We start from the raw sequence: 24,806 nt of genomic DNA, 5'->3' as shown, positions 1-24,806 counted from the left end.
AAAATCTCTTCCTATTCCGCCTCATTTGAAAAATCAAGCTTTAAATTGTCACTGTCAGCGCTTAAAGAAAGAACTTTCGGCGGGTGTTCAAAGTGTTCGATCAGCAGGTTCGCCACCTTGTCCTCCACTTCTCGGCGGATTACCTTGCGCAGGTCACGGGCCGCAAATTTGCCGCCCTCCGCAAGAGTTGTAACAGCTTTCAGCGCGCTGTCGTCATACCGGAACGAAATTCCCTTGTCTGACAGCGGCTCTTTCAGTTCATCCAGCATCAGGCCGGTGATCTGTTTCAGGTTTTCCTCGGTCAGCGCGTGGAACACGATGATCTCATCCACACGGCCCAAAAATTCCGGCCGCAAAAACTCTCCTAATGCTTTCATCGCCTTTTCCTTTGCCAGTTCGTCAACAGACCGGTTAAAGCCTACAATCCCGGATTTATCAGAAGACCCTGCATTAGAGGTCATCGCGATCACGGTGTTTTCAAAGTTCACCGTTCTGCCCTGAGCGTCTGTTACCCTGCCCTCGTCCAAGATCTGCAATAAGATATTCAGCACATCCGGATGCGCCTTTTCGATCTCATCAAATAAGATCACCGAATAGGGCTTTCTCCGCACCTTTTCAGTCAGCTGGCCTGCTTCGTCATACCCGACATATCCCGGAGGAGAACCGATCAGCTTGGACACCGAATGCTTCTCCATGTATTCGGTCATATCCAAACGGATCAACGGTTCTACCGAGTCAAATAATTCCTCGGACAGCACCTTGACAAGCTGTGTTTTTCCTACCCCGGTCGGCCCGACAAAGATAAAGGAGGCCGGCCTTTTTACTTTAGAAAGTTGGACCCGGCTGCGACGGATCGCATTGGAAACCGCATGGATCGCCTCGTCCTGCCCAATGATCTTCTCTTTCAACCGGTCGTCCAAGGTAGCCAGCTTTTTGTATTCATTTTCCTGAATCTTGGCCGCCGGAATCCCAGTCCACAGTTCAATGACCCGCGCAATATCCGAAACTTCTACTTCAATATTCGCAATCCGCGGTTCGATCTCTTTCAGTTTTTCTTTCACAACGATAATATCCGCTTTTGCCTTCGCTATTTTTTCATAGTCAATCGCTTCCGGATCAGCTTCCAGCTCCTCTTCCTGATCCAGCAGGGTTTTCAGCTGTTTGGTCAACTTTTCATACTCTGTCAGATCCGCGTTGCGGATCGAACAGCAGGAACAAGCTTCATCCAGCAGGTCGATCGCCTTGTCCGGCAGATAACGGTCGGTAATATACCGTTCCGACATAGTAACGGCGAGGTGCGCGATGTATTCAGACACCTTGACCTTATGGTGCGCTTCATAATACTTTTTCACACCCATTATGACCTTTAAGGTGTCCTCCAGGCTCGGTTCCTGTACCTTGACCGGCTGGAACCGGCGTTCCAGCGCGGAATCCTTTTCAATATTTTTGCGGTATTCGTTAAAGGTAGTCGCGCCGATCACCTGAATTTCCCCGCGGGAAAGCGCAGGCTTTAAGATATTTGCCGCGCTCATCGAGCCCTCTGAATCGCCTGTTCCGACAATGGTATGGATCTCGTCAATAAACAGGATGATATTTCCGGCGCGTTTTACCTCGTCGATCAGCCCCTTGACCCGGCTTTCAAACTGGCCGCGGAACTGTGTCCCTGCTACAAGGGCTGTCATATCCAGCAGATAGAGCTCCTTGTCCTGCAAGCGGAACGGCACCTCGCCTTTTACGATCCGTTGCGCGATCCCCTCCGCGATCGCGGTCTTTCCTACGCCCGGCTCCCCGATCAGACAAGGGTTATTTTTAGAGCGGCGGGAGAGGATCTGGATAACGCGGTAAATCTCGCTGTCCCGGCCAATCACCTCATCCAATTCCCCGCGCGCGGCGCGTGCAGTCAGATTGGTGCAGTAGGAAGTCAAAAATTTCCGCTTTGGTTCATTCTTTTGATTCTTTTTGGCATCTTTCTTTTTCCCGCCTCCAGCCTTTTCCGCTTCTTCCGAAATGGCATATGTGCTGGAAGGGTCGGCGTCTTCCGCATCAGAATTTATATTTCCGCCCCCAAACATATTCTGCAAAAATGGCGGCATGGTGTCCATCCCTCCCATTTCAAAGGAATCTCCATCCATGAAATCCGACATTTGGTCGCTCATTTTTTCAATATCTTCATCGGTTAGCCCCATCTGCTCCATCAGGGAATTTACCTGAGGAATCCCAAGCTCTTTGGCGCACTTCAAGCACAGGCCCTCGTTGACCGCCTTATCCCCTTCCATTTTAGAGATGAACAGGACTGCCATCCTCTTTTTACATCTGCTGCAAATCATTTTTCCTTCTCCTTAAACTTACCTGTCCTACGACTGATGTCCGGTATGATCCGTCTGCTGCACAGACGCTTTCAGGATCTCTTTACAGGTCTTGTTTCCTTCTGTTTCCTTATTTTTCAGCTTGAAAAATTCCGGAATGTATAAAATAAATGCGAGCGCCGCAAATCCTACCATGATCCACACCAAAGACGCCAGCAGCATATTGGAAATATGCACGTTGAACACAGCGTAGATCATCACCAGATAGAACACCACGGTAGACACCTTCCCAAACCATCTGGAGGAAGGCAGCTTATGCCCTTTGCGTAACAAACGGTATCCCGCTACCAACATTATAAACTCTTTGGCGACCAACAGGCATAGAATAATTATAAATTCTTTGTGTCTAATCGCTAAACAAATACAGACCGACAACTGGGTCAGTTTGTCTGCCAAAGGGTCCAATATCTTTCCCAGATGGGTGATCTTATTATATTTCCTGGCAATAAACCCATCTAAAAAATCGGTGATTCCGGAAGCCATCAGGATCAATGCCGCAACCCAGCTGTAATCGGGCGCAGCAAAAAACAAAATGACAAATACCGGAACCAAAACGATCCGTCCGAGTGATAGCACATTAGGAATGTTCATAATCCTTCTTTTCTCCACTTCTGAAGCTTTTGCTTCTCCTTTTTATCCAAACCGGAAGAACGGCATCAACCCGTTCAGCCATTGAAATACATAAGTCCGCTCTACGATCTTAACCCCACCTGCAACACAGGACAATACAATACTGATCAGCAGCACGAAAAAGAACACGGCAAGCAATGCCTGCAAAATGCCGACCAAGCCGCCCGCCAGATGATTCAGCCCACCTACAACGGGGATATGGTCTAATATCCCACACAGGCCGGCAACCCACCGCACCAGAAACAGGCAGATAAAAAACAACACCAAAAAAAGGATCACCCCGGCCGCCGACGCTACCAGCGGCATGATCACATATTCTGCGATCCCTTCCGCCGCGCTCTGTGCCGCCTCCTGCGCCGAGGAGGAGATCTGCGCCGCCAGTTCTTCCTGGGTACCGAAGCGCGCCATCCAGCTTTGCAAAAAAAGCGGCGCATTTTCATACATCTGCTCCACGGAAGCCGTTAAACTATCGTTGCTCCCGGCGATCTGTTCTGTTGTGTAGGACACGATCGGAGCACGGCACCATTGCGCAATCTTGTTGCCCAGCCACTGGCTCACCCATGAGGCTGCGGCGGCTGAAACGACATATCCAACGACATAAACTGCTGTGCGCACAAACCCTCTGCGATAGCCCAGCCAAATAAAAAAAATGGCAATCAGCACGATCGCTGCATCCAAAATGATCGGCCAAAATTGTTCCACGATTGTTCTCCTTTTCCTACTGTTATTGTATCAAATTTCTTTCCTGCTATCCCAGTTCCTCCAACCGGTCTGAGGAAAGGCCGTAGATCCCGCCATTTAACACAGCAAGATACTGGCTTTCGTTTTTATTATCAACAGTTTCACCCTTTTCTAAGGTTTTAGAATAAGAGTAAACCTTGTTTTTTGTCAACACATAAATTTTATGATTTTCACAAGCAATATCAGTTATCCGTTCCGGGATCGTCACACCGGCTTCTTTTTTCCCTTCCAGATCCACTGTGATAAGATCCGTAGAATTTGGGTCGGAAGCATTCGTCACAGCCAGAATGAATTTTGCGTCATCTGACTGCTCAACCCATGCCAAGGTTCCCGGATAGGTATAAGTGCCTGTTTGTTTGCCGGCTTTATCGAAAAAAAATGCTTCTTGTTCGCAGGCCAAGACAATGTTTCCGCCGTCTTTTACCGATATGGAAACCGCCATGGAGCCGGTTACCGCTGTTTTAAAGATCTCTGTTTCTTTATTAAAGCGTATCCCGTACACTACAGTCGAAAACGAACTCCCCTCCACTGTCTGTGCGGCGATCACGCAGCTGTCATCCCCTGAAAAGTCAAGAGCCATCACATATTCGTTCATGTAATAATTGCATACTGGTTCGCCAAGCGTATTGTCATAAACACTGACCCCGCTGGTATAGCTGCTGTCCGAATACGCGACTGCCACATACCCTTTTTCGTTAATTTCCGCAAACAAAATCTGATTCTTTAACTTTAAGGTTTTCACTGTTCCGTTTTTGTGGTCTACCCGCAGGGTGTACCCTCCCTGCCCGTAGGTCAGCGCATATTTTCCAGACGTTTTTGTAACCGGCTTGGAAAACCCATGCACGACGCTGTTCTGACGCTGTGCCAGCCGGGAATAAAAGTTGACCGCCCCACCGGTCGTAACAACTAGACTTTCATCGGCAACCTGCAGGTCTACCGGAGATTCCCCCCGCATATTGATGGGAAACTGGGCAGTTTCTTCCTCTTTCGGCAGCTCGTTTTCCACCCATTCCCAAACCATCAGGCCAAGTGCCACGGCAGCAATCACCACTAAAGCCGCTGTGATCCATTTTTTATATCGTTTCTTTTTTTCCTGCTTTTGCCGGTACTCATTGATATTATACAGTTTTCCCAAACCATTCATCTCCATATTCTACTCGATTCAGATATAACCCCTGTGGTTTGGCAGTCCTTCCCGCCAGCGTCCGATCCCTTTGTTCGATGATTTCCCGAATAGAATCCGGCGGGATTTTCCCTTCGTTGATCTCTAATAATGTTCCGACCATGATCCGCACCATATGATACAAAAAACCGTCCCCGGATACCCGAAAGCAAACCATATCGTCCTCTTCCCGGCAGATAGAAGCCTCGTAGATCGTGCGGACCGTTTCCATCTCTTTCCCTCCGGCCGCACAAAACGCCCGAAAGTCGTATGTTCCGACAAAATCCTGCGTCGCCTTTTGCAGGCACGGAAGATCCAGCGGGTATTTGTACTCGCTGACCAGCCCATCCAAAAACGGGCTGCGGATCTCCGAGTTCCAGATCCGATACAGGTATTCCTTTCGCAGACAATGGTACCGCGCGTGAAATTCCATTGGGACTTCCTGGCAGCGCTTCACCGCAATATCCGGAGGCAGCGCATGATTGAGCGCGATCGGAAACCGATCCTCCGGGATACGGCTTTCCGTCTTCATATTGAAATAAAAGGAATTTGCATGCACGCCTGTATCGGTGCGGGAACAGCCTGTGATGTCATCCCTTGAGCCGGTCACTGCCTCAATGGCATCCTGTAGCACCTGCGCCACCGAAAGCGCGTTTTCCTGCACCTGATAGCCATGGTAGCGGGTCCCTTGGTAGGCGATCTCAAACAACAGATTTCTCATGCTCAGTTCCTTTCCAGTAAAATTTAAAGGAGCGTTGGGGCAAACAGGTTCAGTACGATCACAACCGCAAAACACAAGGCCATGCAGGCCGCGCCGTACCAGTCCAGCCTGCTGTAATGCAGCTGGCGCATCCGGGTGCGCCCCTCGCCCCCGCGGTAGCAGCGGCATTCCATGGCAAGCGCCAACTCTTCCGCCCGTCGGAATGCCGACACAAACAGCGGGATCAAAATCGGGATCATCGCCTTGATACGCTGCCGCAGTCCACCTGATTCCATATCAGCGCCGCGTGCTTTCTGCGCCGACATGATCTTATCGGTTTCCTCGATCAAAGTCGGGATAAACCGCAAAGCAATGGTCATCATCATCGCCATTTCATGCACTGGAAACTTGATTTTATTCAGCGGCTTCAGCAGCTGTTCAATCGCGTCGGTCAGGGCAATCGGCGAGGTGGTATAAGTCAAAAGCGAGGTTCCCATGATCAGGAAAATGATACGGATCACCATTTTAAGGGCAACCAGTATCCCCTCCAGGCTGATCGTCAGAAATCCCCATTGAACCAACGGCGTACCGCTGACAAAAAAGATGTTCAAAACCGCGGTAAAGATGATAAGCGGCAGGATCGGCTTAATTCCCTTGAGCACCATTTTCATCGGGATCTTGCTGATCTGGATCGCGACGATCAAAAAGACGATCGGCACCAGAAAGCCTATTTCCGTACCTACGCAAAACAGCATCACAATATAAACCAACGACAGGATCAGCTTCATTCTCGGGTCCATGCGGTGGATCACTGATTTTCCCGGGAAATACTGACCGATCGTAATATCCCTAAGCATGGAACCCCTCCTTTTTCTGTGTATAGAGCCGCAGAATCTCCCTCTGGGCCTGCTCTACCGTATAAACATTCTGGGATACGGAAAGCCCTTCGGAGGAAAGGCGTTCAAACACCCGGCTCACCTGCGGGACAGAAAGCCCCATACGCGTCAGTTCCGCACTGCGGGAAAATACCCGCTCCACGGTATCATAATCAAACACCCCGGCATGGTTCATGACCAGCACCTTCCCGGCATATTTGGCAATGTCCTCCATACTGTGGGACACCAGAAGGATCGTGCTTTGCGTCTGCTGATGGTATTCCCGGATCTGCCCTAAGATTTTGTCACGGCCTTTCGGGTCCAGCCCGGCGGTAGGCTCGTCCAAAATCAAAACCTTGGGCCGCATGGCGATTACCCCTGCGATCGCTACCCTCCGTTTTTGTCCGCCGGAAAGATCAAACGGGCTTTTTTGCGCATACTTTTCCTTAAGCCCTACAAATTCCATTGCTTCTGACACCCGGGTGTGGATCTCCTCTTCAGATAATCCCATATTTCCCGGCCCAAACGCAATATCTTTATAAACAGTTTCCTCAAACAGCTGGTATTCCGGGTATTGGAACACCAAACCAACCTGGAAACGGACATTTCTGATATTCTTTTTGTTTTCCTCCGCCCAGATGTCTTTTCCATCTACCATAATCTTGCCGGAAGTGGGCTTTAATAGCCCATTAAAATGCTGAATCAGGGTCGATTTTCCAGAGCCGGTATGCCCGATCACCCCAACAAACGCTCCCTGTTCGATCTCTAAGCTGACATCCCCCACCGCTACCTTTTCAAAGGGCGTTCCCTCACTGTAGACATGGGATAGATGCTCTGTTTTTATGATTGCCACGTTTTTATCAGCCTTTCTGTTTTCTGTGGTCACAGCCTGATAAGGTCTGTGCCGGATTTTTCCTTTTGTCCTACTGTAAAAGCTGTTTTAAAACCGCCGTACATTCTTCTTCTGTGATCACATCATCTGGTACCGGAAGCCCCTCCTGTTTCAGACGGTGGCATAGCTCCGTCACCTGCGGCACATCCAGTCCAAGCTCTTTCATCTTATCCACCTGAGAGAAAATCTCCCGCGGGGTCCCGGTCATTACCACATCGCCGTGGTCTACTACGATGATCCTGTCAGCGTGGACCGCTTCATCCATGTAATGGGTGATCAGCGCAATGGTGGTGCTGTGCTCCCGGTTTAATTCCATCACCGTGTTCAGTACCTCCCGCCGGCCCTTGGGGTCCAGCATTGCAGTCGGCTCATCCAATACGATACATTCCGGACGCATCGCAATGATTCCCGCAATGGCCACCCGCTGCTTCTGCCCGCCGGAAAGCTGATGCGGCGCATGCTCTTTAAACTCATACATATCCACCTTTTTCAGCGCATCGTCCACCCGCTTCCGGATTTCAGCAGGCTCTATCCCCAGATTTTCCAAAGCAAACGCCACATCCTCTTCCACAATGGTCGCGACAATCTGGTTATCCGGGTTTTGAAACACCATTCCGATCTTTTGTCGAATATCAAAAACCCTGTCCGGCTGCGCGGTATCAATTCCATCTACCAGCACTTTTCCGCCGGTTGGCAGCAACACCGCATTAAAATGCTTGGCAAGGGTGGATTTTCCAGAGCCATTGTGCCCCAGTACCGCCACAAACTCCCCTTCATGGATCGAAATATTGATGTCGTTCAGGACAAGGACATTTTCCTCCTCAGCCCTGACATATTCAAAATGCAAATGTTCGGTCGAGATCAGTTCCTTCACTGTTCACCATTCCTTTTACTCTTCTGCTTCCCACAGCGCGGTGGAGCCGCAGGGAAGCACATATCCGCTTTCTTCTACCAAAAGCCCGATCTCATCGGCAGAAACCCTGCCCTTATGCTGTTTTCCAACTGTGACGCCCAGCAAATATTCCATCACCGACGGCGACAGCCCGGTCGTATAGGAATTCAGCGCAAAGAACAGCGGATCGTCAGACATCACCTGCGCGCATAGATCCACCAGCCGGTATACCTGCTCTTCCAGCTTCCAAACCTCACCGCCCGGCCCCCTGCCGTAAGACGGCGGGTCCATGATGATCCCGTCGTACCAGTTGCCGCGGCGTATTTCCCGCTGGACAAATTTTTCACAGTCGTCTACGATCCACCGGACCGGCCGGTCTGAAAGGCCGGATAGCCCGGCGTTTTCCCGCGCCCATGCCACCATGCCCTTAGAAGCGTCCACATGGCACACGCTGGCCCCCGCGTTTGCACACGCAAGCGTTGCCCCGCCGGTATAGGCAAATAAATTTAACACCCTTACAGGCCGGCCGGCAGACCGGATCTTTTGTGCAAAATAATCCCAGTTGACCGCCTGCTCCGGGAACAGCCCGGTATGCTTAAAGCCTGTCGGCCTGATCTGGAAACGCAGGTCCCCGTACGAGATAGTCCAGCTTTCCTTTACCTTTTTCTGAAACTCCCAATGCCCGCCCCCTTTATTGGAACGGAGATAATGCCCGGCAGCTTTCTGCCAGCCCGGGTTTTCCCGCGGGGTGTCCCAGATGATCTGCGGATCGGGGCGGATCAGCAACACGCCGCCCCAGCTTTCCAGCTTTTCCCCGCCGGAAGTATCAATGATTCGGTAATCTTTCCAATTTTTTGTAACTCTCATCTTTACTCCTGTTTACTGCTGTTGTGCCTCAATCACCGCGCAAACCTCATCGCAGTAACGCTCGATCTCAGCAAGGTCGTTTCCTTCTACCATCACACGGATCAGCGGTTCTGTCCCGGATGCGCGCACCAGTACCCGTCCGGTATCTCCCAACAGGTCCTGAATTTCCCGGATCTTCTGCTTAATTACCTGGTTGGAGGCCAGCAGTTTTTTACCATCTTGACGGGCAGTCACACCCTTTAAAACCTGCGGCACCCTTTTCATGATAGAAGCCAGTTCCGACATTTTCTTCCCGGAGCGCTTAAAGATACTCAAGATCTGCACTGCGGTAAGCTGGCCGTCGCCGGTCTGCGCATAGTCTTTAAAAATAATGTGCCCGGATTGTTCACCGCCAATGACATACCCGTATTTGAGCATTTCTTCCAGCACATAACGGTCGCCTACAGAAGTACACACCAAATTGATGTCGTGCTCCCGGGCAAAATTCTGCATCCCAAAATTGGACATAACAGTAGCCACCAAGGTATTTTCATTCAGCCGTTCCCGCTGCTTCAAATCATAAGCGGCAATCGCCATCAGCTGGTCACCGTCGATCATTTCCCCGTTCTCGTCAAAGGCCAGGCAGCGGTCTGCGTCGCCGTCAAAGGCAAACGCCATATCGCAGTGGTTATCCAGCATAAATTTACGCAGGCTTTCCATATGGGTAGAACCGCAATTTTCGTTGATATTCAGCCCGGTTGGGGAAGCATGCAGTACATGGACCGTAGCCCCTAGCTGAGTGAACAAAGTTTGGGCTGTCTGGGCGGCAGAACCATTTGCACAGTCCAGCGCCACCGAAATCCCGGTAAAATCATCCTCTACTGTATCCACAACATGGTCGATATAGTCCAGCATCGCCGAATCCCGGCGGTAGACCCGGCCCAGTTTATTTGGCGCGGCCAACACGATTTCCTCCGGCGCGTCTAAAATCAGCCGTTCGATCTCATTCTCCACATCGTCCGGGAGCTTATACCCGGTACGGGAAAACAGCTTGATCCCGTTAAATTCTGCCGGATTGTGGGAAGCGCTCACCATAACGCCGGCATCCGCGGAGTATTCCCCCACCAGCCAGGCGACCGCCGGTGTCGGCAGTTCTCCCAGCAGCTCCACGTCCACCCCGACGGAACAAATCCCAGCCGATAACGCGCTGACCAGCATCTGCGAAGACAAGCGGGTATCCTGCGCAATGATCATTTTCGGGCGTCTGCGCGCCTGGCGGATCAGCACCTGGGCGGCGGCCCGCCCAATCTGCATCGCCATTTCGCAGGTCAGGGATTCATTCGCGATCCCTCTCGCTCCATCAGTTCCAAACAATCTACCCATCTTTATAAAATTCTCCTTCAAACAAAATACAAATTTTTATAAAAACTGCTGCCCCTGCGGAAGGATCCCCAAATGCTGGTAAGCCAGCGGGGTAGCACATCTTCCACGCGGCGTGCGGGACAAAAATCCAAGCTGCATCAAATAGGGCTCGCAAACGTCTTCCAGCGTCACCGATTCTTCCCCCATAGCCGCCGCCAGCGTTTCCAGCCCCACCGGGCCGCCGCCGTAATTGCGGATAATGGTCGTCAGCATGCGGATGTCGTTGGTATCCAGCCCCAGTTCGTCAATCTCCAGCCTTTCCAAGGCAATATCTACAATCTCTTTGGTAATGGTGCCGTTGCCTAACACCTGCGCAAAATCACGCACCCGCTTTAACAGGCGGTTCGCAACACGGGGCGTCCCGCGGGAGCGCTTCGCCAGTTCCAAAGCCCCTTCTGGGTCGCAGTCGATCTCCAAAATTCCGGCGCTCCGCAGAATGATCTGTGAAAGCTGTTCCGGCGTGTATAACTCCAGCCTCAGCAGCATCCCAAACCGGTCCCTTAACGGGGAGGTGAGCTGTCCCGCACGGGTGGTAGCGCCCACCAGCGTGAATTTCGGCAGGTCGATCCGAATAGAACGCGCCGCAGGGCCTTTCCCGATAATAATATCCAGCGCAAAATCCTCCATAGCGGGATAAAGCACCTCTTCCACCGCCCTGGACAGGCGGTGGATCTCGTCAATAAACAAAACATCGTTCTGGCTTAGGTTTGTCAGCAGCGCGGCCAGATCTCCCGGCTTTTCAATCGCCGGCCCGGAGGTGATGCGGATATTGACGTTCATCTCGTTTGCAATGATATTCGAAAGGGTGGTTTTCCCCAGCCCCGGAGGGCCGTAAAGCAAAACATGGTCCAGCGCCTCATCCCTTGCCTTTGCCGCCTGGATAAACACAGACAGGTTTTCTTTGACCTTTTCCTGCCCGACATATTCGTCCAGCGTTTTAGGACGGAGGGAAAACTCTACATCTACATCCTCCTGGGTGAACTCAGGTGCAACCATTCGATTTTCAAAATCCAGTTCTTTCCCGTTTTCAAACACCTTGATCCACTCCCTGCTATAAGTTTGACGCCAAGCCCTTCAGCCCGGCCTTGATCATATCCTCCACCGAAGTGGACGGATCCAGCGAAGAGATGACGGCCGCGGCCTCGGACTGGGGATACCCCAATACCACTAAGGCGCTGATTGCTTCGGCCGCATTCCCGGTCGCCACGGCCGCCGGTGCTGCGCGCCTGCCGGTCACGCCATCCGCCACCTGTTCTTTGGAAACCTTGTCTTTTAATTCCAGCACGATGCGCTGAGCCGTTTTCAGCCCGATCCCCGCGCTTTTTGTCAAGGCCTTTGCATCCCCGGAAGCAACACACAGCGCGAACTGCTCCGGCGTATGATCGGACAAAATGGAAAGCGCCGCCTTCGGCCCTACCCCATTGACGCTGATCAGCATTTTATAGCAGTTAAGCTCCGACGCGTCATAAAAGCCGTAAAGCTCCATCGCATCCTCACGGACATGCAGATAAGTATATAAAAAAACCTCTTCCCCGACCGGAGGTAGGGTCGAAACGGTAGTCAGGGTCGTTTTTACACCGTACCCTACCCCGCCGACGTCCACCACCACAAAGTTTGGTTCCGTCACCTTTAAAATCCCATGTAAACTGTAAATCATTCTTTTTTCGTTCCTTTTCTATTTCCCGGCCGCCTTCCATTGCTTGGCAAGGCGTTTCTGGTTCATCAAAGAGGGGGCAGTATGCGCATGGCAGATCGCGATCGCCAAAGCGTCTGCAACATCGTCCGGCTTGGGGATGGCCCGCAGGTTTAAAAGCTGTTTGGTCATCTCCTGGACCTGAGTCTTAACTGCTTTCCCATAACCCACCACCGCCTGTTTTACCTGAAGCGGCGTGTATTCAAAGCAGGGCACCCCATGCAGGCTGGCCACCAGCAAAATGATCCCCCTGGCCTGCGCCACGTCGATCGCCGTTTTCTGGTTGGTGGTGAAAAACAGCTTTTCGATCGCGACTGCGTCCGGTTTGTGAAGCTCGATGATCTGCGTAAAATCATGGTAGATGATCTCCAAGCGTTTGGAAAACTCCGTTCCCGCTTCGGTGGTGATCGCGCCATAATCCAATGTGGTAAAGCGGGAACTATGGTATTCCACCACGCCAACCCCCACAATCGCATATCCCGGGTCAATTCCAATAATCTTCACGTTCCGCCCCACCTGTTCCAGCGTTCTTTTCTTCTTTAAATGCCAATCACGCATGATTCAAATTATTATATCATATTTTTGCTTTTGGGGCAAATATTACCTGTTGATAAGAAATACAAAAAATAAATCCTTCCCTCTTGATTTTCCGTGCAAATAGAGGTATTATAAAAAAGCGGAAAAAACTTTGTCCCAACCGCTTTACAAATATAGGGGCATATGCTATAATTTATTTACTTTGCCGTGGTTTGCGGGATATTGCCCACTAGGTTTGGCAACCTGCCAAACGGGATTTCATCTGGCCCCTTACTACGACGAAGCAGAATTTGAATGAGGTGAAAACAAATGCTGAGAAAAGAAGAAAAAAACGCAGTTATCGCTGACAACCGTCTGCACGAAACCGACACTGGTTCCCCGGAAGTACAGATCGCTGTACTGACCAAAAGAATCAACGACCTGCAGGAACACTTTAAAGCGCATCCGCATGACCACCACTCCAGAAGAGGGCTTCTGAAAATGGTCGGCCACCGCCGCAACCTGCTTGGTTATCTGAAGAAAAAAGATATCGAACGTTATCGTGCTGTGATCGCAAAATTAGGTTTGCGTAAGTAATTGTTGCACCCAAAAGGGCAGATGGAAACATCTGCCTTTTCGTGTGTTTACCAAAGGCTGATCCCTGCGTGAACATTTTTCAAAAACCCAGGCTGTCATACTGAAAACGGTAGGATTTTAGCATTAAATCGTACGCTGAAACATTTGTTTCAGCGCAGGATTTATTGCTAACCCTGCCGACTTTCCGCAAACAGCAACATCAAAAAGGAGGCAGAATATATGCTAAATAATCCAAGAACCTTTACCACCACCTATGCCGGCCGGCCGCTGACCGTTCAGACCGGCAAAACCTGCGAGCTGTCCAACGGCTCCTGCTGGGTGCGCTATGGCGACACTGTCGTTATGGCGAATGTCACCGCTTCCCCAAAACCGCGGGAAGGGGTAGACTTTTTTCCTTTATCTGTAGACTATGAAGAAAAATTATACGCAGTCGGGAAAATCCCGGGCTCTTTCTTAAAAAGAGAAGCACGGCCAAGTGAAAATGCGATCCTGACTTCCCGTATGGTGGACCGCCCGATGCGTCCTCTTTTCCCGAAAGATATGCGCAACGACGTTTCTATCGTCATGACCGTTCTGGCCACAGATATTGACAATTCTCCGGAAATCGCCGGTTCTATCGCGGCTTCTATCGCGGTCAGCATCTCCGATGTTCCGTTCAACGGCCCAATCGCAACTATCAGCGTTGGCTTAGTAGACGGCGAGATCGTGCTCAACCCGATTACCGCGCAGCGTGAAAAATCCGATTTGAACCTGACCGTTGCGGGTTCCCGCGACAAAATCGTCATGATTGAAGCGGGCGCCAACGAGGTGGACAATGAAACCATGCTCAAGGCGATCGAGACCGGTCACGAAGAGATCAAAAAAATGGTCGACTTCATTGCTTCTATCCAAGCGGAAATCGGAAAAGAAAAGTTCACCTTTGAATCTCAGGAAGTTCCGCACGATATGTTTGACGATGTGGCGGCGATCGCTTACGAAGATACAAAGCTTGCTCTGGATACCGACAACAAGCTGGTTCGCGACGAACGCCTGCTGCCGATCTACGAAAGAGTTTACACCGAACTGGAAGAAAAATATCCGGATTCTCAGGTCAAATTAGACGAATGCATGTACAAGCTCCAGAAAAAGATCGTCCGCGAATGGCTGTTTGAAGGCAAGCGTGTAGACGGCCGCCAGATGGACGAGATCCGTCCGTTGGCCTCCGAAGTCGGTGTTCTGCCGCGCGTTCACGGAAGCGGGCTCTTCACCCGCGGCCAGACACAGGTCCTTTCTGTTGCGACCTTAGGTCCGATCCGGGATATTCAGAATTTAGACGGAATTGATGAAAATTCCACCAAACGTTATATGCACCACTACAACTTCCCGTCCTACTCGGTTGGGGAGACCCGCCCAAGCAGAGGCCCGGGGCGCCGCGAGATTGGGCATGGCGCGCTTGCTGAAAAGGCATTGGTTCCGGTCCTCCCAAGTCTGGAAGAGTTCCCGTATGCGATTCGTGTAGTTTCCGAAGTCCTTTCTTCCAACGGTTCTACTTCTCAGGGTTCCATCTGCGGTTCTACTTTAGCGCTGATGGATGCGGGCGTTCCGCTGAAAGCTCCGGTTGCCGGTATCTCCTGCGGTTTGATCACCAAAGAAGACGGTTCTTTCACCACCATGGTCGATATTCAGGGACTGGAAGACTTCTACGGCGACATGGACTTTAAAGTGGGCGGTACCCACAAAGGGATCACTGCAATCCAGGTGGATATCAAGGTTGACGGCCTGACGATGGATATTATCCGCGAAGCCTTTGAAAAGACTGAAAAGGCAAGAAATTACATCTTAGACGAAATCATGCTCAAAGCCCTGCCGGCTCCGCGTGAAACGGTTGGCGAGTTCGCACCGAAAGTGCTTCAGACCAAGCTCCCGGTGGACAAGATCAAAGACGTTATCGGCAAAGGCGGCAGCGTAATTCAAAAGATCTGCGCGGAATGCGACGTGAAGATCGATATCGACGACGACGGTTTGTGCGTGATCATGGGTGTAAACCTTGACAATGCAAGACGTGCGCTCTACATGGTGGAAACCATTGCAATGGATCCAGAGGTCGGCGCGATCTATAAAGGGGTTGTGACCCGCCTGATGAACTTCGGCGCGTTTGTAGAGATCGCACCGGGCAAAGAAGGCTTGGTACACATCTCCAAGCTGGAAAACCACCGTGTTGAAAAGGTGGAGGATGTTGTTTCTGTCGGCGATGAAATCGTGGTAAAAGTGATCGAGATCGACGACCAGGGACGTATCAATCTTTCCAGAAAAGATGCGATCGCTGATATTGCTGCCAAACAGGCTGAAAAAGAAAACCAGTAACACTAAAATCTGCAAGAGAGGGAATTTCGGTTCCCTCTCTCTTTTTTCCGTGATATTTTTCCCAAACTATGCTATAATAAAATCAAAAAGAAAAGGAGATTGGCTGTGAGTAACTTAGAACCAAAATATGTTGCGGACTCCTTGACCGAACAAACACAAATGATCCTGTCAGAGCACATCAATGGTTTCGGACGTTTATTCGGCGGCAGGCTGATGGAATGGATCGACATTGTTGCCGGCGTTGTAGCCCGGCGGCACTGCAACCACAATATCACAACCGTCTGCATTGATAAACTGCATTTTAAGGCCCCCGCTCACGTCAACGACATTGTTGTCCTGCACGGAAAGATCACCTATGTGGGACACACTTCTATGGAAGTACGGGTAGATACCTTTGTGGAAGACTTAAACGGGCGGCAGCGTCCCATTAACCATGCTTATGTCGTTATGGTAGCGATCGATGACAACGAAAAGCCAACTGAGGTTCCCGGGCTTATCCTGACCAACGAACAGGAAAAAGCCGAATGGGAGGCCGGAAAGCGACGCTCTGAGCTTCGGCGGCAAAGACGCAAGGATCTGTTTTAAAAAAAGACCGGAACTGCAAAAGCAGTCCCGGTCTTTTTCATCTGTTCGATTTAAAAACAGAACCCCGCCCTCTCTGTCAAAGAGGGCGGGGGCTATGTATGCTCAACAGATCAGCGTATCAAGTGTCACCATCGAAAGCTCATCCTTCAGCATTTTTGAGATTCTGCCAAATTCCTTTTTCACCTTACATACCTTGACCTTTTGTCGGTTACAGCCTACTGCAGTGTCTAAACAGCGGCTCAGGTAGCAGTCTCCCTCTATCACGCAGACCACATCATATAAACTGATCTGCTTGGAATTGCGAGCGATCTCATAACCGCCTTTAATGCCTTTAAACGATTTTACCAAATCCTCTGCAACCAGCTTTCGCAGGATCTTTAATGCAAAGCGCAGGGTTACATCGGTTTCCTCTGAGATCTTTTTTGCATCGACCCGCTGGTCCATTTTTGCCAAATACAGCATGATGCGGATCGCGTAGTCGGTCTCCAAGGTAATATGCATATCCTTCCCCCGTTCCGATGTAAATAGTATATTATTTTAGTCTAATTATACCACAAAACATTCGGAAAGTAAAGACCAACTTAATCAATGAAATCTTTCAGCTTTTTGCTGCGGCTGGGGTGGCGGAGCTTTCTAAGCGCCTTTGCCTCGATTTGGCGGATCCGTTCACGGGTCACGTCAAATTCCTTCCCAACTTCTTCCAAGGTACGGCTGCGGCCGTCCTCCAATCCAAAACGCAGGCGCAGAACCTTTTCCTCCCGTTCCGTCAAAGTTCCAAGCACTTCGCTTAACTGCTCCTTTAACAAGGTATGGGATGCAGCGTCAGCAGGGGCTGGGGCGTCATCATCCGGGATAAAATCGCCCAAGTGGCTGTCTTCCTCTTCCCCGATCGGCGTTTCCAAAGAAACCGGTTCCTGTGCCGCGCGCATGATCTCGCGCACCTTATCCACCGGCATATCCAGCACCTCCGCGATTTCTTCCGCACTTGGGTCATGGCCGTTTTTGTGCAACAACTGGCTGCTGACCTTTTTGACTTTATTGATGGTTTCTACCATGTGCACCGGAATCCGGATGGTGCGTGCCTGATCTGCAATCGCGCGGGTGATCGCCTGGCGGATCCACCATGTCGCATAGGTGGAAAATTTAAACCCTTTGGTATAGTCAAACTTTTCCACAGCTTTAATCAACCCAAGATTCCCCTCCTGGATCAAATCCAAAAACTGCATTCCGCGCCCAACATAACGCTTCGCAATGCTGACTACCAAGCGCAGGTTTGCTTCCGATAAGCGTTTACGCGCATAGGCATCCCCTTCGTTCATACGGGTCGCCAGTTCGATCTCTTCTTCTGCGGATAACAGCGGTACCCGGCCGATCTCCTTGAGATACACTTTCACCGGGTCGTCGATATTTACCCCTTCCGAAGCCAACGCGGCCTCTAATTCCAGATTCAAAGATTCATCTTTGGTAAAATCCACATCCTCTTCCGGATTATAGTCCTCGATGATCTCAATATTCAGCCCTTCCAAGGAATCGTACAGTTTATCCATCTGTTCCGCGTCAAAATCCAACTCCTCCAGCGCGTCGGTGATCTCCTTGGTCGTCAGTTTTCCCTTTGCCTTGCCCTGTTCCATCAGGTCGACAACTGCTGATTTCTTTTCTGTAGCCATATCTATTCTCCCTCAAATAATTCTTTCTATCTGTGAAGCAGGCTTTCCCCTGCACGGATCCATTTTAAAAACGTTTCTTTAAATTCTCCCGGTAACGCTCCAGTTCCTCTGGCGTAGCGTTTGCCAGATCGATCGCTTTCAAACTGTTTTTATGCTGTTTTAAAACCCTTATGCAGTCCTCCAGCACCTCTCGAGAAAAGCGATTTTCATCTGTCCGAGCCAAAATCTGCGAGATCCTGCCCATCTCCGGCTGGGTAAAATAAGGGGTAAGCGCAGAAAGCACAATCTCATTATTTGCCTGAAACAGCGAAATCATACAGGATAATACTTTCCGGTTGAAGCTTGTGACAAAATCTTCTTCCCTTATTTGCGACAAAATCTGTACTGTATCCTCCGGATTCCGCAAAAGGTACGCAATAATCTGTTCTTCTGCAAGCGCCTCTTTGTAAAAATTCGCTTTCTCCGGATTGATGCGGTCTGTCGCGGCGCGCGTTTCTTTTTGAATGCTGTTCCACTCGTCTTTTTCCTGCTGGCGTCTTTTCCTTTTGATCGCAGAGTCTACCTGCGACAGAATACTCGCGACCGACACCCCGGTATCTTTCGACACCAGTCCCGCATATACCTCCCGTTCCATCCGGTTTTGGATAGAAGAAATCACACTGATGCTCTGGCGGACATATTCCACCTTGTCACTGGTGTTTTCCAAATCATATGCAGCCTTGAGCTTATTTAGTTCAAATTCCACTACATTTCCCGCATCGTCCAGAAGCATCTCGAACCGCCGGGCGCCAAACTTTTTGATATATTCATCCGGGTCTTTCGCCCCGGACATCTTTAAAATCTTAGCGGAAACTCCCACCTCGGACAACAGGTTGATCGCGCGGTGCGTCGCTTTTTGCCCTGCTTCGTCCGAGTCATAGGCGATCACCACCTCTGTTGCATATTTGCTGATCAGGCGGGCCTGCTCCGCAGTAAGCGCTGTCCCCAAGGTGGCCACCACATTTTCAAAACCAGCGGCATTGATCGAGATAACGTCCATATACCCCTCTGCCAAAATCAGCCTGTTCCCTTTCTGGTTTTTGGCAAAATTCAGCGAAAACAGGTTCCGGCTTTTCTTAAACACCAGCGTATCCGGCGAGTTCAGGTATTTGGGCTTGCTGTCATCCAGCACCCGGCCGCCGAACGCGATCACATTCCCACGCAGGTCAATGATCGGGAACATCACCCGGTTTCGGAACTGGTCATAATAAGAACCTTTCTTTCCTTTTACCACCACGCAGGCGGCCTCCATTTCCGGATAAGAAAATCCCTTTTTCCGCAAGTGGTCCCGCAGGGCGTTCCAGCTGTCCGGGGCATATCCAAGCCCGTATTTGGTGATCGTTTTATCAGAAAGCTGGCGATTTTTAAAGTAATCATAACCGGCCTTACCTGCTGGAGATTTCAAGCAATGATGAAAAAATCTTGCCGTTTCTCGGTTAATTTCCAGAATCCTGGTTTTCATTTGGCCGGTCTTGTCGCTTTCTCCATCCTCCGGAACGGTCAGCCCCGCCCGTTTCGCCAAAAAGTGGACCGCTTCGACATAGTCTAGGTTTTCGATCCGCATCACAAAGCTGATCACGTCCCCGCCGGCCCCGCACCCAAAGCAGTAAAACGACTGGGTGTTCGGGTAAATGACCATTGAGGGCGTTTTTTCCGAATGGAACGGGCAGAGCGTTTTTTGGTTTCGTCCCTCCCGTTTTAACGGCAAATAAGAGGATACCACATCTTCAATATCACAGTGCAGCAAAAGCTGCTGGATAAAACTTTTTGGGATTGCCATGCAGTATGCCTCCTTTCTTATGATCCACGTTCAATATTTTCCCCATGGAAACGAAAATGCCCGCTGATGCGGTAACGGCTCAATGCATCCTCTTCCCGGTTAGGCTGGCCAGCATTGTGCAGCAGGTAGGGAACGCCCTTTTGATTCCGCTGATCAGACACAATCCCAATGTGCCCCGGCTTGTCAAAGGTAACGATGTCCCCGGGCTGCCATTGCTCGATCTCGTTTAAGTCAAGCGTCAGGCTTTCCGCATATTTTGTAAAATACACCTTCAGGTTCCGCACCCGTCGGAAATCAATATTCGGGTCCGGCTGACCGTTCGTTGCCGGATAGTCCTCAGGGTGGGCCGCAATGTCCTGATCCACCAGATCCTTTAAAGAATACCCCGCGTTTTGAAACGCACGCCAAACCAAGTCTGCGCAGCAGCCCTCTCCCTCCGGCGGATAACCACCGTTATAATAAGCGGCGCTGTACTTTGGGCGGTTTTGAGCGTCTTGACGCGCGCCCAATAAAATATCGGTGTAATCGTCTATCCCATTTTGGTTATAGTCTACTGGACTGAGCACCCGCTCGATCCCGAATTTTTCTTCCGCCTCTTTTGCTGACAATGGAGCCGGGGCAAACCAGCCAAACCAGCGGGAAGCCCAGATGAAACCAGTCAGCAAAAGTGTCAAAATAACCACCGCCAGGATCATCCGGCCCCAGCGGATACGCCGTCGTACCATATTTTCCTCCTTTACCGGAACATTTTCGGTACAAACAAATCGTTATATAGCGAAATCGCGTAAATATCTGTCATTCCCGCCAAATAATCACACAAAGCCCGTTCTTTCCCCTCCTGTTCCATCACCGTATGATACAGGGGCGGCAGTTCATTGGGATGCTTTTCAAAATGGCGGTACAGCTGTACCAGCAGTTCCTGCGCTTTTCCCTCTTCCCCTTTTGCCAAGGGGTTGCGGTAAACGCTTTGAAACATAAAATCCCGAAGGCTGCGATGCGCTTTCCATACCTCATCGCTCATCCGGATTTCATTTTTTCCAAAGCTATTTTCAATGATCGATTCTATCAGCGTAGTGATCCGTTCACTTTTTGTCCGGCCTAATATGTATAAGCAGTCATAGGGCAGCTCGTCCGGGCCCAAGATCCCTGCCCGGATCGCATCCTCGATGTCGTGGTTGATATATGCGATCTTATCCGAATATTCGACAATTTTTCCCTCTAAGGTCGCCGCGTCCGCGCCCCCGTCAGAATGGGTCGCGATCCCGTTCCGCACCTCATAAGTCAGGTTCAGCCCTTTTCCTTCCCGTTCCAGCCGGTCTATCACCCGTACGCTTTGCGCGGCATGTTTAAATTCAAAGGAAGCGACCGAACTCAAAGCCTTTTCCCCGGAGTGGCCGAACGGCGTGTGGCCTAAGTCATGGCCCATTGCGATCGCTTCGGTCAGGTCTTCATTCAACCTCAGCGCCCGCGCCAATGTCCTCGAAATCTGCGCCACCTCCAGCGTATGGGTCAGCCTAGTGCGGTAATGGTCGCCCAACGGCGCCAAAAACACCTGCGTTTTGTGCTTTAGCCTCCGAAACGAAGAGGAATGGATGATCCGGTCGCGGTCACGGGCAAAATCTGTCCGGATCGGGCACGGCTCTTCCTCACGCTGCCTGCCCTTACTGTTCACCACAAGGGTCGCATACGGAGAAAGCATTTGTTTCTCCTGCTCTTCGGCATATTTTCTGGGTTCAAATTCCATCGTCCATTTTCCCCCTTTCTTATAATATATACCCGCTTTCCATGGCAAAATCCTGCCCATTTTTAAAAAATCGGAATTTCACACAGAAAGCTCTGCAAAACAACATCTTTTTCTATATAAAACAGAAATCACGGAATATCTTCAAAGGATTCCCCGGTTCTCTGCGGGGATATTTGGCCGTTGGTCAGTTCGGTCACCGCCTTTAAAAATTCCTGTTCTGCTTCTGTTCGGATCACCAGATCTATACTGACCTGCTCCCCAAAATCGGTGGAAAGGATCCGCAGCGGGTAATTGGGGAACAAATACCCCAGCTTTCCATACAGGCCGTAATCAAATACCATGCGGTAATGCCCGCAGACACACATGTTCATGATCTGTGCCGCGTCAACTGCGATCTTAGAGGTATGGGAATATGCCCGCACCAATCCGCCGGCCCCCAGCATGATGCCGCCAAAATAGCGGGTCGCCACCACACATACGTCAACGATCCCTTCCTTTTCCAAAACGTCTAAAACCGGCCGGCCGGCTGTTCCCTGCGGTTCTCCGTCGTCAGAACAGCGCTTGATCCCGCCTTCCCTTAGGACATAAGCATAAACGTTGTGGGTCGCATCCCAATATTCTTTCCGCTTTTCATTTAAAAAGGAAAGCGCCTCCTCCTCTGTGCGGCAAGGCTGGATCGACCCGATAAACCGGGACTTCCGTTCCACAAACTCCGCCTGCGCATATTTTAAAATTGTGCGGTAAGACTGCTCCAAGCAGATTCCCCCTTTTCAGCATAAAAAACTTTAAGCGGTGCAAAAGCATTGCACCGCTTCTATAAAGTCTGATTCAACTACGCACAGCAATTATTTCATGCCAAAACGTTTCTTAAATCTGTCAACACGTCCGCCAGTATCAACCAGTTTCTGTCTACCGGTGAAGAACGGATGACATTTAGAACAAATTTCTACTCTGATTTCGTCCTTAGTGGAACGAGTTTCGATCACATTGCCGCAAGCGCAAGTAATTTTACATGGCTTGTACTCCGGATGGATTCCTTCTTTCATTCTTGTTCACCTCGCAAATCCTCTTATTTTGTAAACGATAGATTTTGCCATCGTTTATAAGGAATTATACCTCAATAGAGATGTCCTCACAAATATGTATCATATCATATCCGTTTGAAAAAAGCAAGCCTTTTTTCCGTCTGCAAAAAATTTATTTTTATACAGAACAAGGTCCCGGTCACATGGAAGGACAACTGCCTTTAGATCACTTCCAGATAGTCCTTATCCGGGAGCCGCGGGAACGCCGTCTGCGGAAGCGTCTGGTACCAGAATGCGACAGAGGCAATATCGTCCTGCAAAGGCAGGTAGCGTTTTCCTTCCCGCCAGCCCAGCGCTTGGATCGTCACCTTCAAGTTCTTTTCAAACCGGACCGGATCCATCACATGGAAACGGTACATCCCAAAGCGCTTCTGTACCTTATAGAGTGTGTCCACCGAGGTTTGGTAAAATCCCGAATAAGGCGTTGTAAAAGGAAGATACCGGTCATGGGTCACAGGATCCTCGAAGTCATAGGAGCCGCAGAAATAATCCTCTGTTCCAGTTCCGCAGATCGTGGGATATTCCCCGTCGTCATCCAAAAAGAATTTGATCTCCCCTTCGCCCCACCAAAGGTTGTTGTTCACGCCCCATGCCAGATAGGTCCCCACATAATGCCCCTTTCCGACCACATGATCTAAGATCACATAGTTTTCTTTATAAGGCAGCGGGTTTACCCGGCGGAACTGTGCGTGGAAGTAAGCGCAGTCCTCCGGCACCTTGGTTAAGGCGTAGTCGATCTGGTAATACATGGTCACTTCCTCTTCTGCCCGGTTTTCAAGGGTTATGCGGCACTGCCGGCGAAAGGGCATTTCCCAGTAGCAGTTAAACGCGCTACCCGGGTTGACGCAGACCGGCAGGGAAGAAATCTGCGCATATTCCTGCCACCCGTTGCAGAAGAAATCCCCGATCGGACATTCCACGGAGGGATTTTCTGACCCCTCCCAATAGATACGCAGGATCGTATTCCTCCATTTCCCGGTCGGGGTCAGCCAGATATGCTGGACCGCCCCGCTTCCGGTTATATTGGCTATCTCAAATACTTCGCCCGGCTTCATCACGATATATGGGTTTACTTTCCAGCCCTTTCCCAAATCGCGTGCGGCCATTTTTGCGGAGCCCTGTTCCAGCTCACACATGCCGCCCTTACCCTTTTCCCCGGTAAAATTTTCCGGGCTAATGGAGCGGGTCTGCGCATTTGATAGTCTTGACAGGTTCCCCATATTCATATTCAGTCCGTTGAACATCGCTGTTCCTTCTTTCTTTTCAAAGCTGTGTCATGTATTGACAACATTTTCCGGATCCCCGTCCAAAAACGTCCCAAGATTTCTTACCGCAATATCCATCAGCCGCTGGCGGCTTTCCTTCGGCGCCCATGCGATATGCGGTGTGATCAGGCAGTTTTCTTCTCTCAGCAAAACATTGTCCGGGGAGATCGGTTCGGTAGAAACCACATCTACCGCCGCCCCCGCTACCTTTCCGCTGCGCAGGGCCTGTGCAAGGTCCTCTTCCTTTACCAGCGGCCCGCGGGAGGTATTGATCAGCAAAACGCCGTCTTTCATCTTGTTCAGATTTTCCTTGCAGATCATCCCCTCTGTAGAGGGGAACAGCGGGCAGTGCAGAGAGATCACATCAGAACAGCCAAACAGCTCGTCTAATGAAACCAAAGCAACCTCTTCATTGTTTTCCCCGGGATATTCGTCAAACGCCACTACTTTCATGCCAAAAGCGCGGGCGATCTGGGCGGTGCGCCGTCCGATCCGTCCATATCCGATGATCCCTAAAGTCTTTCCGGCCAGCTCGATCAGCGGGTAATTGGAATAGCAAAAATCCGGGCAGGCCGCCCAATCTCCCTGTTTGACAGAGCGGTTATGCTCCCCAACATGGTGACATAACTCCAAAATCAGGGCAAACGCGTACTGGGCTACTGCATCCGTTCCATAAGTGGGGATATTGCAGACCGGGATCCCTTTATCCTTCGCCGCTTTGGTGTCGACGACATTATATCCCGTTGCTAAAACGCCGATAAAGCGGACAGACGGGCAGGCCTCCAAGATCTTTTGGGTGATCGGGGTTTTGTTGGTGAAGACGATTTCTGCATCTCCAATCCGATCTATCACCTCTCCCGGTGCGGTACGGTCATAAACTTCTACCGTACCGTACTGTTCCAACCCCGCCCATGACAAATCACCCGGATTGAGCGTGTATCCGTCTAATACCACGATCCTCATCGT

At 50.5% G+C, this 24,806-nt stretch carries 25 protein-coding genes; 3 read left to right on the top strand and 22 right to left on the bottom strand.

The window, feature by feature from the left end; all coding sequences use genetic code 11:
* Positions 1–11: 11 nt before the first annotated feature.
* The 13 genes from CIB36_RS03600 to ruvC all read right to left on the bottom strand — a co-directional run bounded on the left by CIB36_RS03600 (position 12) and on the right by ruvC (position 12,723).
* Positions 12–2,327, bottom strand: a complete 2,316-nt coding sequence (locus CIB36_RS03600) for an ATP-dependent Clp protease ATP-binding subunit (RefSeq protein ID WP_093988232.1) — start codon at positions 2,325–2,327, stop codon at positions 12–14.
* A gap of 27 nt (positions 2,328–2,354) precedes the next feature.
* Positions 2,355–2,957, bottom strand: coding sequence for a CDP-alcohol phosphatidyltransferase family protein (locus CIB36_RS03595; RefSeq protein WP_093988231.1), 603 nt, complete (start codon positions 2,955–2,957; stop codon positions 2,355–2,357).
* Between the two features lie 42 nt (positions 2,958–2,999).
* Positions 3,000–3,698 (bottom strand): CvpA family protein, encoded by a 699-nt coding sequence (locus CIB36_RS03590; protein WP_158662568.1) that lies wholly within the window; start codon positions 3,696–3,698, stop codon positions 3,000–3,002.
* 46 nt (positions 3,699–3,744) lie between these two features.
* On the bottom strand, positions 3,745–4,872 hold the full coding sequence (locus CIB36_RS03585) for a DUF5711 family protein (protein WP_093988229.1): 1,128 nt from the start codon (positions 4,870–4,872) through the stop codon (positions 3,745–3,747).
* On the bottom strand, positions 4,856–5,620 hold the full coding sequence (gene truA / locus CIB36_RS03580) for a tRNA pseudouridine(38-40) synthase TruA (RefSeq protein ID WP_093988228.1): 765 nt from the start codon (positions 5,618–5,620) through the stop codon (positions 4,856–4,858). Before truA ends, CIB36_RS03585 begins: the two co-directional genes overlap by 17 nt.
* A gap of 23 nt (positions 5,621–5,643) precedes the next feature.
* Positions 5,644–6,456, bottom strand: a complete 813-nt coding sequence (locus CIB36_RS03575) for an energy-coupling factor transporter transmembrane component T family protein (RefSeq protein ID WP_093988227.1) — start codon at positions 6,454–6,456, stop codon at positions 5,644–5,646.
* The gene (locus CIB36_RS03570) at positions 6,449–7,327 is read right to left on the bottom strand and encodes an energy-coupling factor transporter ATPase (protein WP_093988971.1); all 879 of its coding nucleotides are present in this window, start codon (positions 7,325–7,327) and stop codon (positions 6,449–6,451) included. The genes CIB36_RS03575 and CIB36_RS03570 overlap by 8 nt, the downstream gene beginning before the upstream one ends.
* 70 nt (positions 7,328–7,397) lie before the next feature.
* Positions 7,398–8,240, bottom strand: coding sequence for an energy-coupling factor transporter ATPase (locus CIB36_RS03565; protein ID WP_093988226.1), 843 nt, complete (start codon positions 8,238–8,240; stop codon positions 7,398–7,400).
* Positions 8,241–8,255: 15 nt separating this feature from the next.
* Positions 8,256–9,125 (bottom strand): class I SAM-dependent methyltransferase, encoded by an 870-nt coding sequence (locus CIB36_RS03560; RefSeq protein WP_093988225.1) that lies wholly within the window; start codon positions 9,123–9,125, stop codon positions 8,256–8,258.
* Between the two features lie 12 nt (positions 9,126–9,137).
* Positions 9,138–10,487 (bottom strand): phosphoglucosamine mutase, encoded by a 1,350-nt coding sequence (gene glmM / locus CIB36_RS03555; protein ID WP_093988224.1) that lies wholly within the window; start codon positions 10,485–10,487, stop codon positions 9,138–9,140.
* Positions 10,488–10,523: 36 nt separating this feature from the next.
* Positions 10,524–11,522: a Holliday junction branch migration DNA helicase RuvB gene (ruvB, locus tag CIB36_RS03550; RefSeq protein WP_093988970.1), complete on the bottom strand. Its 999-nt coding sequence runs from the start codon at positions 11,520–11,522 to the stop codon at positions 10,524–10,526.
* A gap of 55 nt (positions 11,523–11,577) precedes the next feature.
* Entirely contained in the window at positions 11,578–12,183 is a 606-nt protein-coding gene (ruvA, locus tag CIB36_RS03545; RefSeq protein WP_093988223.1) for a Holliday junction branch migration protein RuvA, read from the bottom strand.
* An 18-nt stretch (positions 12,184–12,201) separates the two neighbouring features.
* Entirely contained in the window at positions 12,202–12,723 is a 522-nt protein-coding gene (gene ruvC / locus CIB36_RS03540) for a crossover junction endodeoxyribonuclease RuvC (protein WP_093988969.1), read from the bottom strand.
* 342 nt (positions 12,724–13,065) lie between these two features.
* Here ruvC and rpsO point away from each other — a divergent pair, with 342 nt between their 5' ends.
* From rpsO to CIB36_RS03525, 3 genes are all read left to right on the top strand, one after another.
* Positions 13,066–13,332 carry a 30S ribosomal protein S15 gene (gene rpsO / locus CIB36_RS03535; protein ID WP_077533993.1) on the top strand — a complete coding sequence of 89 codons (267 nt, stop codon included), beginning with the start codon at positions 13,066–13,068 and terminating at the stop codon, positions 13,330–13,332.
* Between the two features lie 219 nt (positions 13,333–13,551).
* Entirely contained in the window at positions 13,552–15,675 is a 2,124-nt protein-coding gene (locus CIB36_RS03530) for a polyribonucleotide nucleotidyltransferase (RefSeq protein WP_093988222.1), read from the top strand.
* Positions 15,676–15,834: 159 nt separating this feature from the next.
* Positions 15,835–16,260, top strand: a complete 426-nt coding sequence (locus CIB36_RS03525; protein WP_093988968.1) for an acyl-CoA thioesterase — start codon at positions 15,835–15,837, stop codon at positions 16,258–16,260.
* A gap of 102 nt (positions 16,261–16,362) precedes the next feature.
* Here the strand turns inward: CIB36_RS03525 and CIB36_RS03520 are convergent, their stop codons facing one another.
* From CIB36_RS03520 to CIB36_RS03480, 9 genes are all read right to left on the bottom strand, one after another.
* Positions 16,363–16,761 carry an RrF2 family transcriptional regulator gene (locus CIB36_RS03520; protein ID WP_093988221.1) on the bottom strand — a complete coding sequence of 133 codons (399 nt, stop codon included), beginning with the start codon at positions 16,759–16,761 and terminating at the stop codon, positions 16,363–16,365.
* Between the two features lie 80 nt (positions 16,762–16,841).
* A complete protein-coding gene (gene rpoD / locus CIB36_RS03515) occupies positions 16,842–17,927 on the bottom strand; it encodes an RNA polymerase sigma factor RpoD (protein WP_093988220.1) in 1,086 nt (361 codons plus the stop codon).
* A gap of 64 nt (positions 17,928–17,991) precedes the next feature.
* A complete protein-coding gene (gene dnaG, locus CIB36_RS03510; protein ID WP_093988219.1) occupies positions 17,992–19,746 on the bottom strand; it encodes a DNA primase in 1,755 nt (584 codons plus the stop codon).
* Between the two features lie 17 nt (positions 19,747–19,763).
* On the bottom strand, positions 19,764–20,471 hold the full coding sequence (locus CIB36_RS03505; RefSeq protein ID WP_229408176.1) for a DUF1287 domain-containing protein: 708 nt from the start codon (positions 20,469–20,471) through the stop codon (positions 19,764–19,766).
* 11 nt (positions 20,472–20,482) lie between these two features.
* Complete coding sequence (locus CIB36_RS03500; protein WP_093988218.1) at positions 20,483–21,490, bottom strand: deoxyguanosinetriphosphate triphosphohydrolase; 1,008 nt, start codon at positions 21,488–21,490, stop codon at positions 20,483–20,485.
* A gap of 128 nt (positions 21,491–21,618) precedes the next feature.
* Positions 21,619–22,245: an IMPACT family protein gene (locus tag CIB36_RS03495; protein WP_093988217.1), complete on the bottom strand. Its 627-nt coding sequence runs from the start codon at positions 22,243–22,245 to the stop codon at positions 21,619–21,621.
* A 90-nt stretch (positions 22,246–22,335) separates the two neighbouring features.
* A complete protein-coding gene (gene rpmE, locus CIB36_RS03490; RefSeq protein WP_093988216.1) occupies positions 22,336–22,536 on the bottom strand; it encodes a 50S ribosomal protein L31 in 201 nt (66 codons plus the stop codon).
* Positions 22,537–22,736: 200 nt separating this feature from the next.
* Positions 22,737–23,819 carry a glycoside hydrolase family 172 protein gene (locus tag CIB36_RS03485; RefSeq protein WP_093988215.1) on the bottom strand — a complete coding sequence of 361 codons (1,083 nt, stop codon included), beginning with the start codon at positions 23,817–23,819 and terminating at the stop codon, positions 22,737–22,739.
* A 30-nt stretch (positions 23,820–23,849) separates the two neighbouring features.
* Positions 23,850–24,803 carry a D-2-hydroxyacid dehydrogenase gene (locus CIB36_RS03480; RefSeq protein WP_093988214.1) on the bottom strand — a complete coding sequence of 318 codons (954 nt, stop codon included), beginning with the start codon at positions 24,801–24,803 and terminating at the stop codon, positions 23,850–23,852.
* Between the last annotated feature and the right edge of the window lie 3 nt (positions 24,804–24,806).

Origin of the sequence: Massiliimalia timonensis (genome assembly GCF_900186585.1) — a bacterium.
Classification (GTDB): Bacteria; Bacillota; Clostridia; order Oscillospirales; family Ruminococcaceae; genus Massiliimalia; species Massiliimalia timonensis.
The sequence above is the reverse complement of the archived record's forward strand: the minus strand, read 5'-3'. Positions and strand labels throughout refer to the sequence as shown.

Coding starts and splice junctions, on each gene's coding strand:
- CIB36_RS03500 (WP_093988218.1), bottom strand. CDS start 21,490: ATGGAATTTGAACCCAGAAAATATGCCGAAGAGCAGGAGAAACAAATG.
- CIB36_RS03600 (WP_093988232.1), bottom strand. CDS start 2,327: ATGATTTGCAGCAGATGTAAAAAGAGGATGGCAGTCCTGTTCATCTCT.
- rpsO (WP_077533993.1), top strand. CDS start 13,066: ATGCTGAGAAAAGAAGAAAAAAACGCAGTTATCGCTGACAACCGTCTG.
- ruvB (WP_093988970.1), bottom strand. CDS start 11,522: ATGGTTGCACCTGAGTTCACCCAGGAGGATGTAGATGTAGAGTTTTCC.
- rpmE (WP_093988216.1), bottom strand. CDS start 22,536: ATGAAAGAAGGAATCCATCCGGAGTACAAGCCATGTAAAATTACTTGC.
- dnaG (WP_093988219.1), bottom strand. CDS start 19,746: ATGGCAATCCCAAAAAGTTTTATCCAGCAGCTTTTGCTGCACTGTGAT.
- CIB36_RS03520 (WP_093988221.1), bottom strand. CDS start 16,761: ATGCATATTACCTTGGAGACCGACTACGCGATCCGCATCATGCTGTAT.
- CIB36_RS03530 (WP_093988222.1), top strand. CDS start 13,552: ATGCTAAATAATCCAAGAACCTTTACCACCACCTATGCCGGCCGGCCG.
- CIB36_RS03560 (WP_093988225.1), bottom strand. CDS start 9,125: ATGAGAGTTACAAAAAATTGGAAAGATTACCGAATCATTGATACTTCC.
- CIB36_RS03525 (WP_093988968.1), top strand. CDS start 15,835: ATGATCCTGTCAGAGCACATCAATGGTTTCGGACGTTTATTCGGCGGC.
- CIB36_RS03480 (WP_093988214.1), bottom strand. CDS start 24,803: ATGAGGATCGTGGTATTAGACGGATACACGCTCAATCCGGGTGATTTG.
- CIB36_RS03505 (WP_229408176.1), bottom strand. CDS start 20,471: ATGGTACGACGGCGTATCCGCTGGGGCCGGATGATCCTGGCGGTGGTT.
- CIB36_RS03595 (WP_093988231.1), bottom strand. CDS start 2,957: ATGAACATTCCTAATGTGCTATCACTCGGACGGATCGTTTTGGTTCCG.
- ruvA (WP_093988223.1), bottom strand. CDS start 12,183: ATGATTTACAGTTTACATGGGATTTTAAAGGTGACGGAACCAAACTTT.
- CIB36_RS03485 (WP_093988215.1), bottom strand. CDS start 23,819: ATGTTCAACGGACTGAATATGAATATGGGGAACCTGTCAAGACTATCA.
- CIB36_RS03575 (WP_093988227.1), bottom strand. CDS start 6,456: ATGCTTAGGGATATTACGATCGGTCAGTATTTCCCGGGAAAATCAGTG.
- truA (WP_093988228.1), bottom strand. CDS start 5,620: ATGAGAAATCTGTTGTTTGAGATCGCCTACCAAGGGACCCGCTACCAT.
- rpoD (WP_093988220.1), bottom strand. CDS start 17,927: ATGGCTACAGAAAAGAAATCAGCAGTTGTCGACCTGATGGAACAGGGC.
- glmM (WP_093988224.1), bottom strand. CDS start 10,487: ATGGGTAGATTGTTTGGAACTGATGGAGCGAGAGGGATCGCGAATGAA.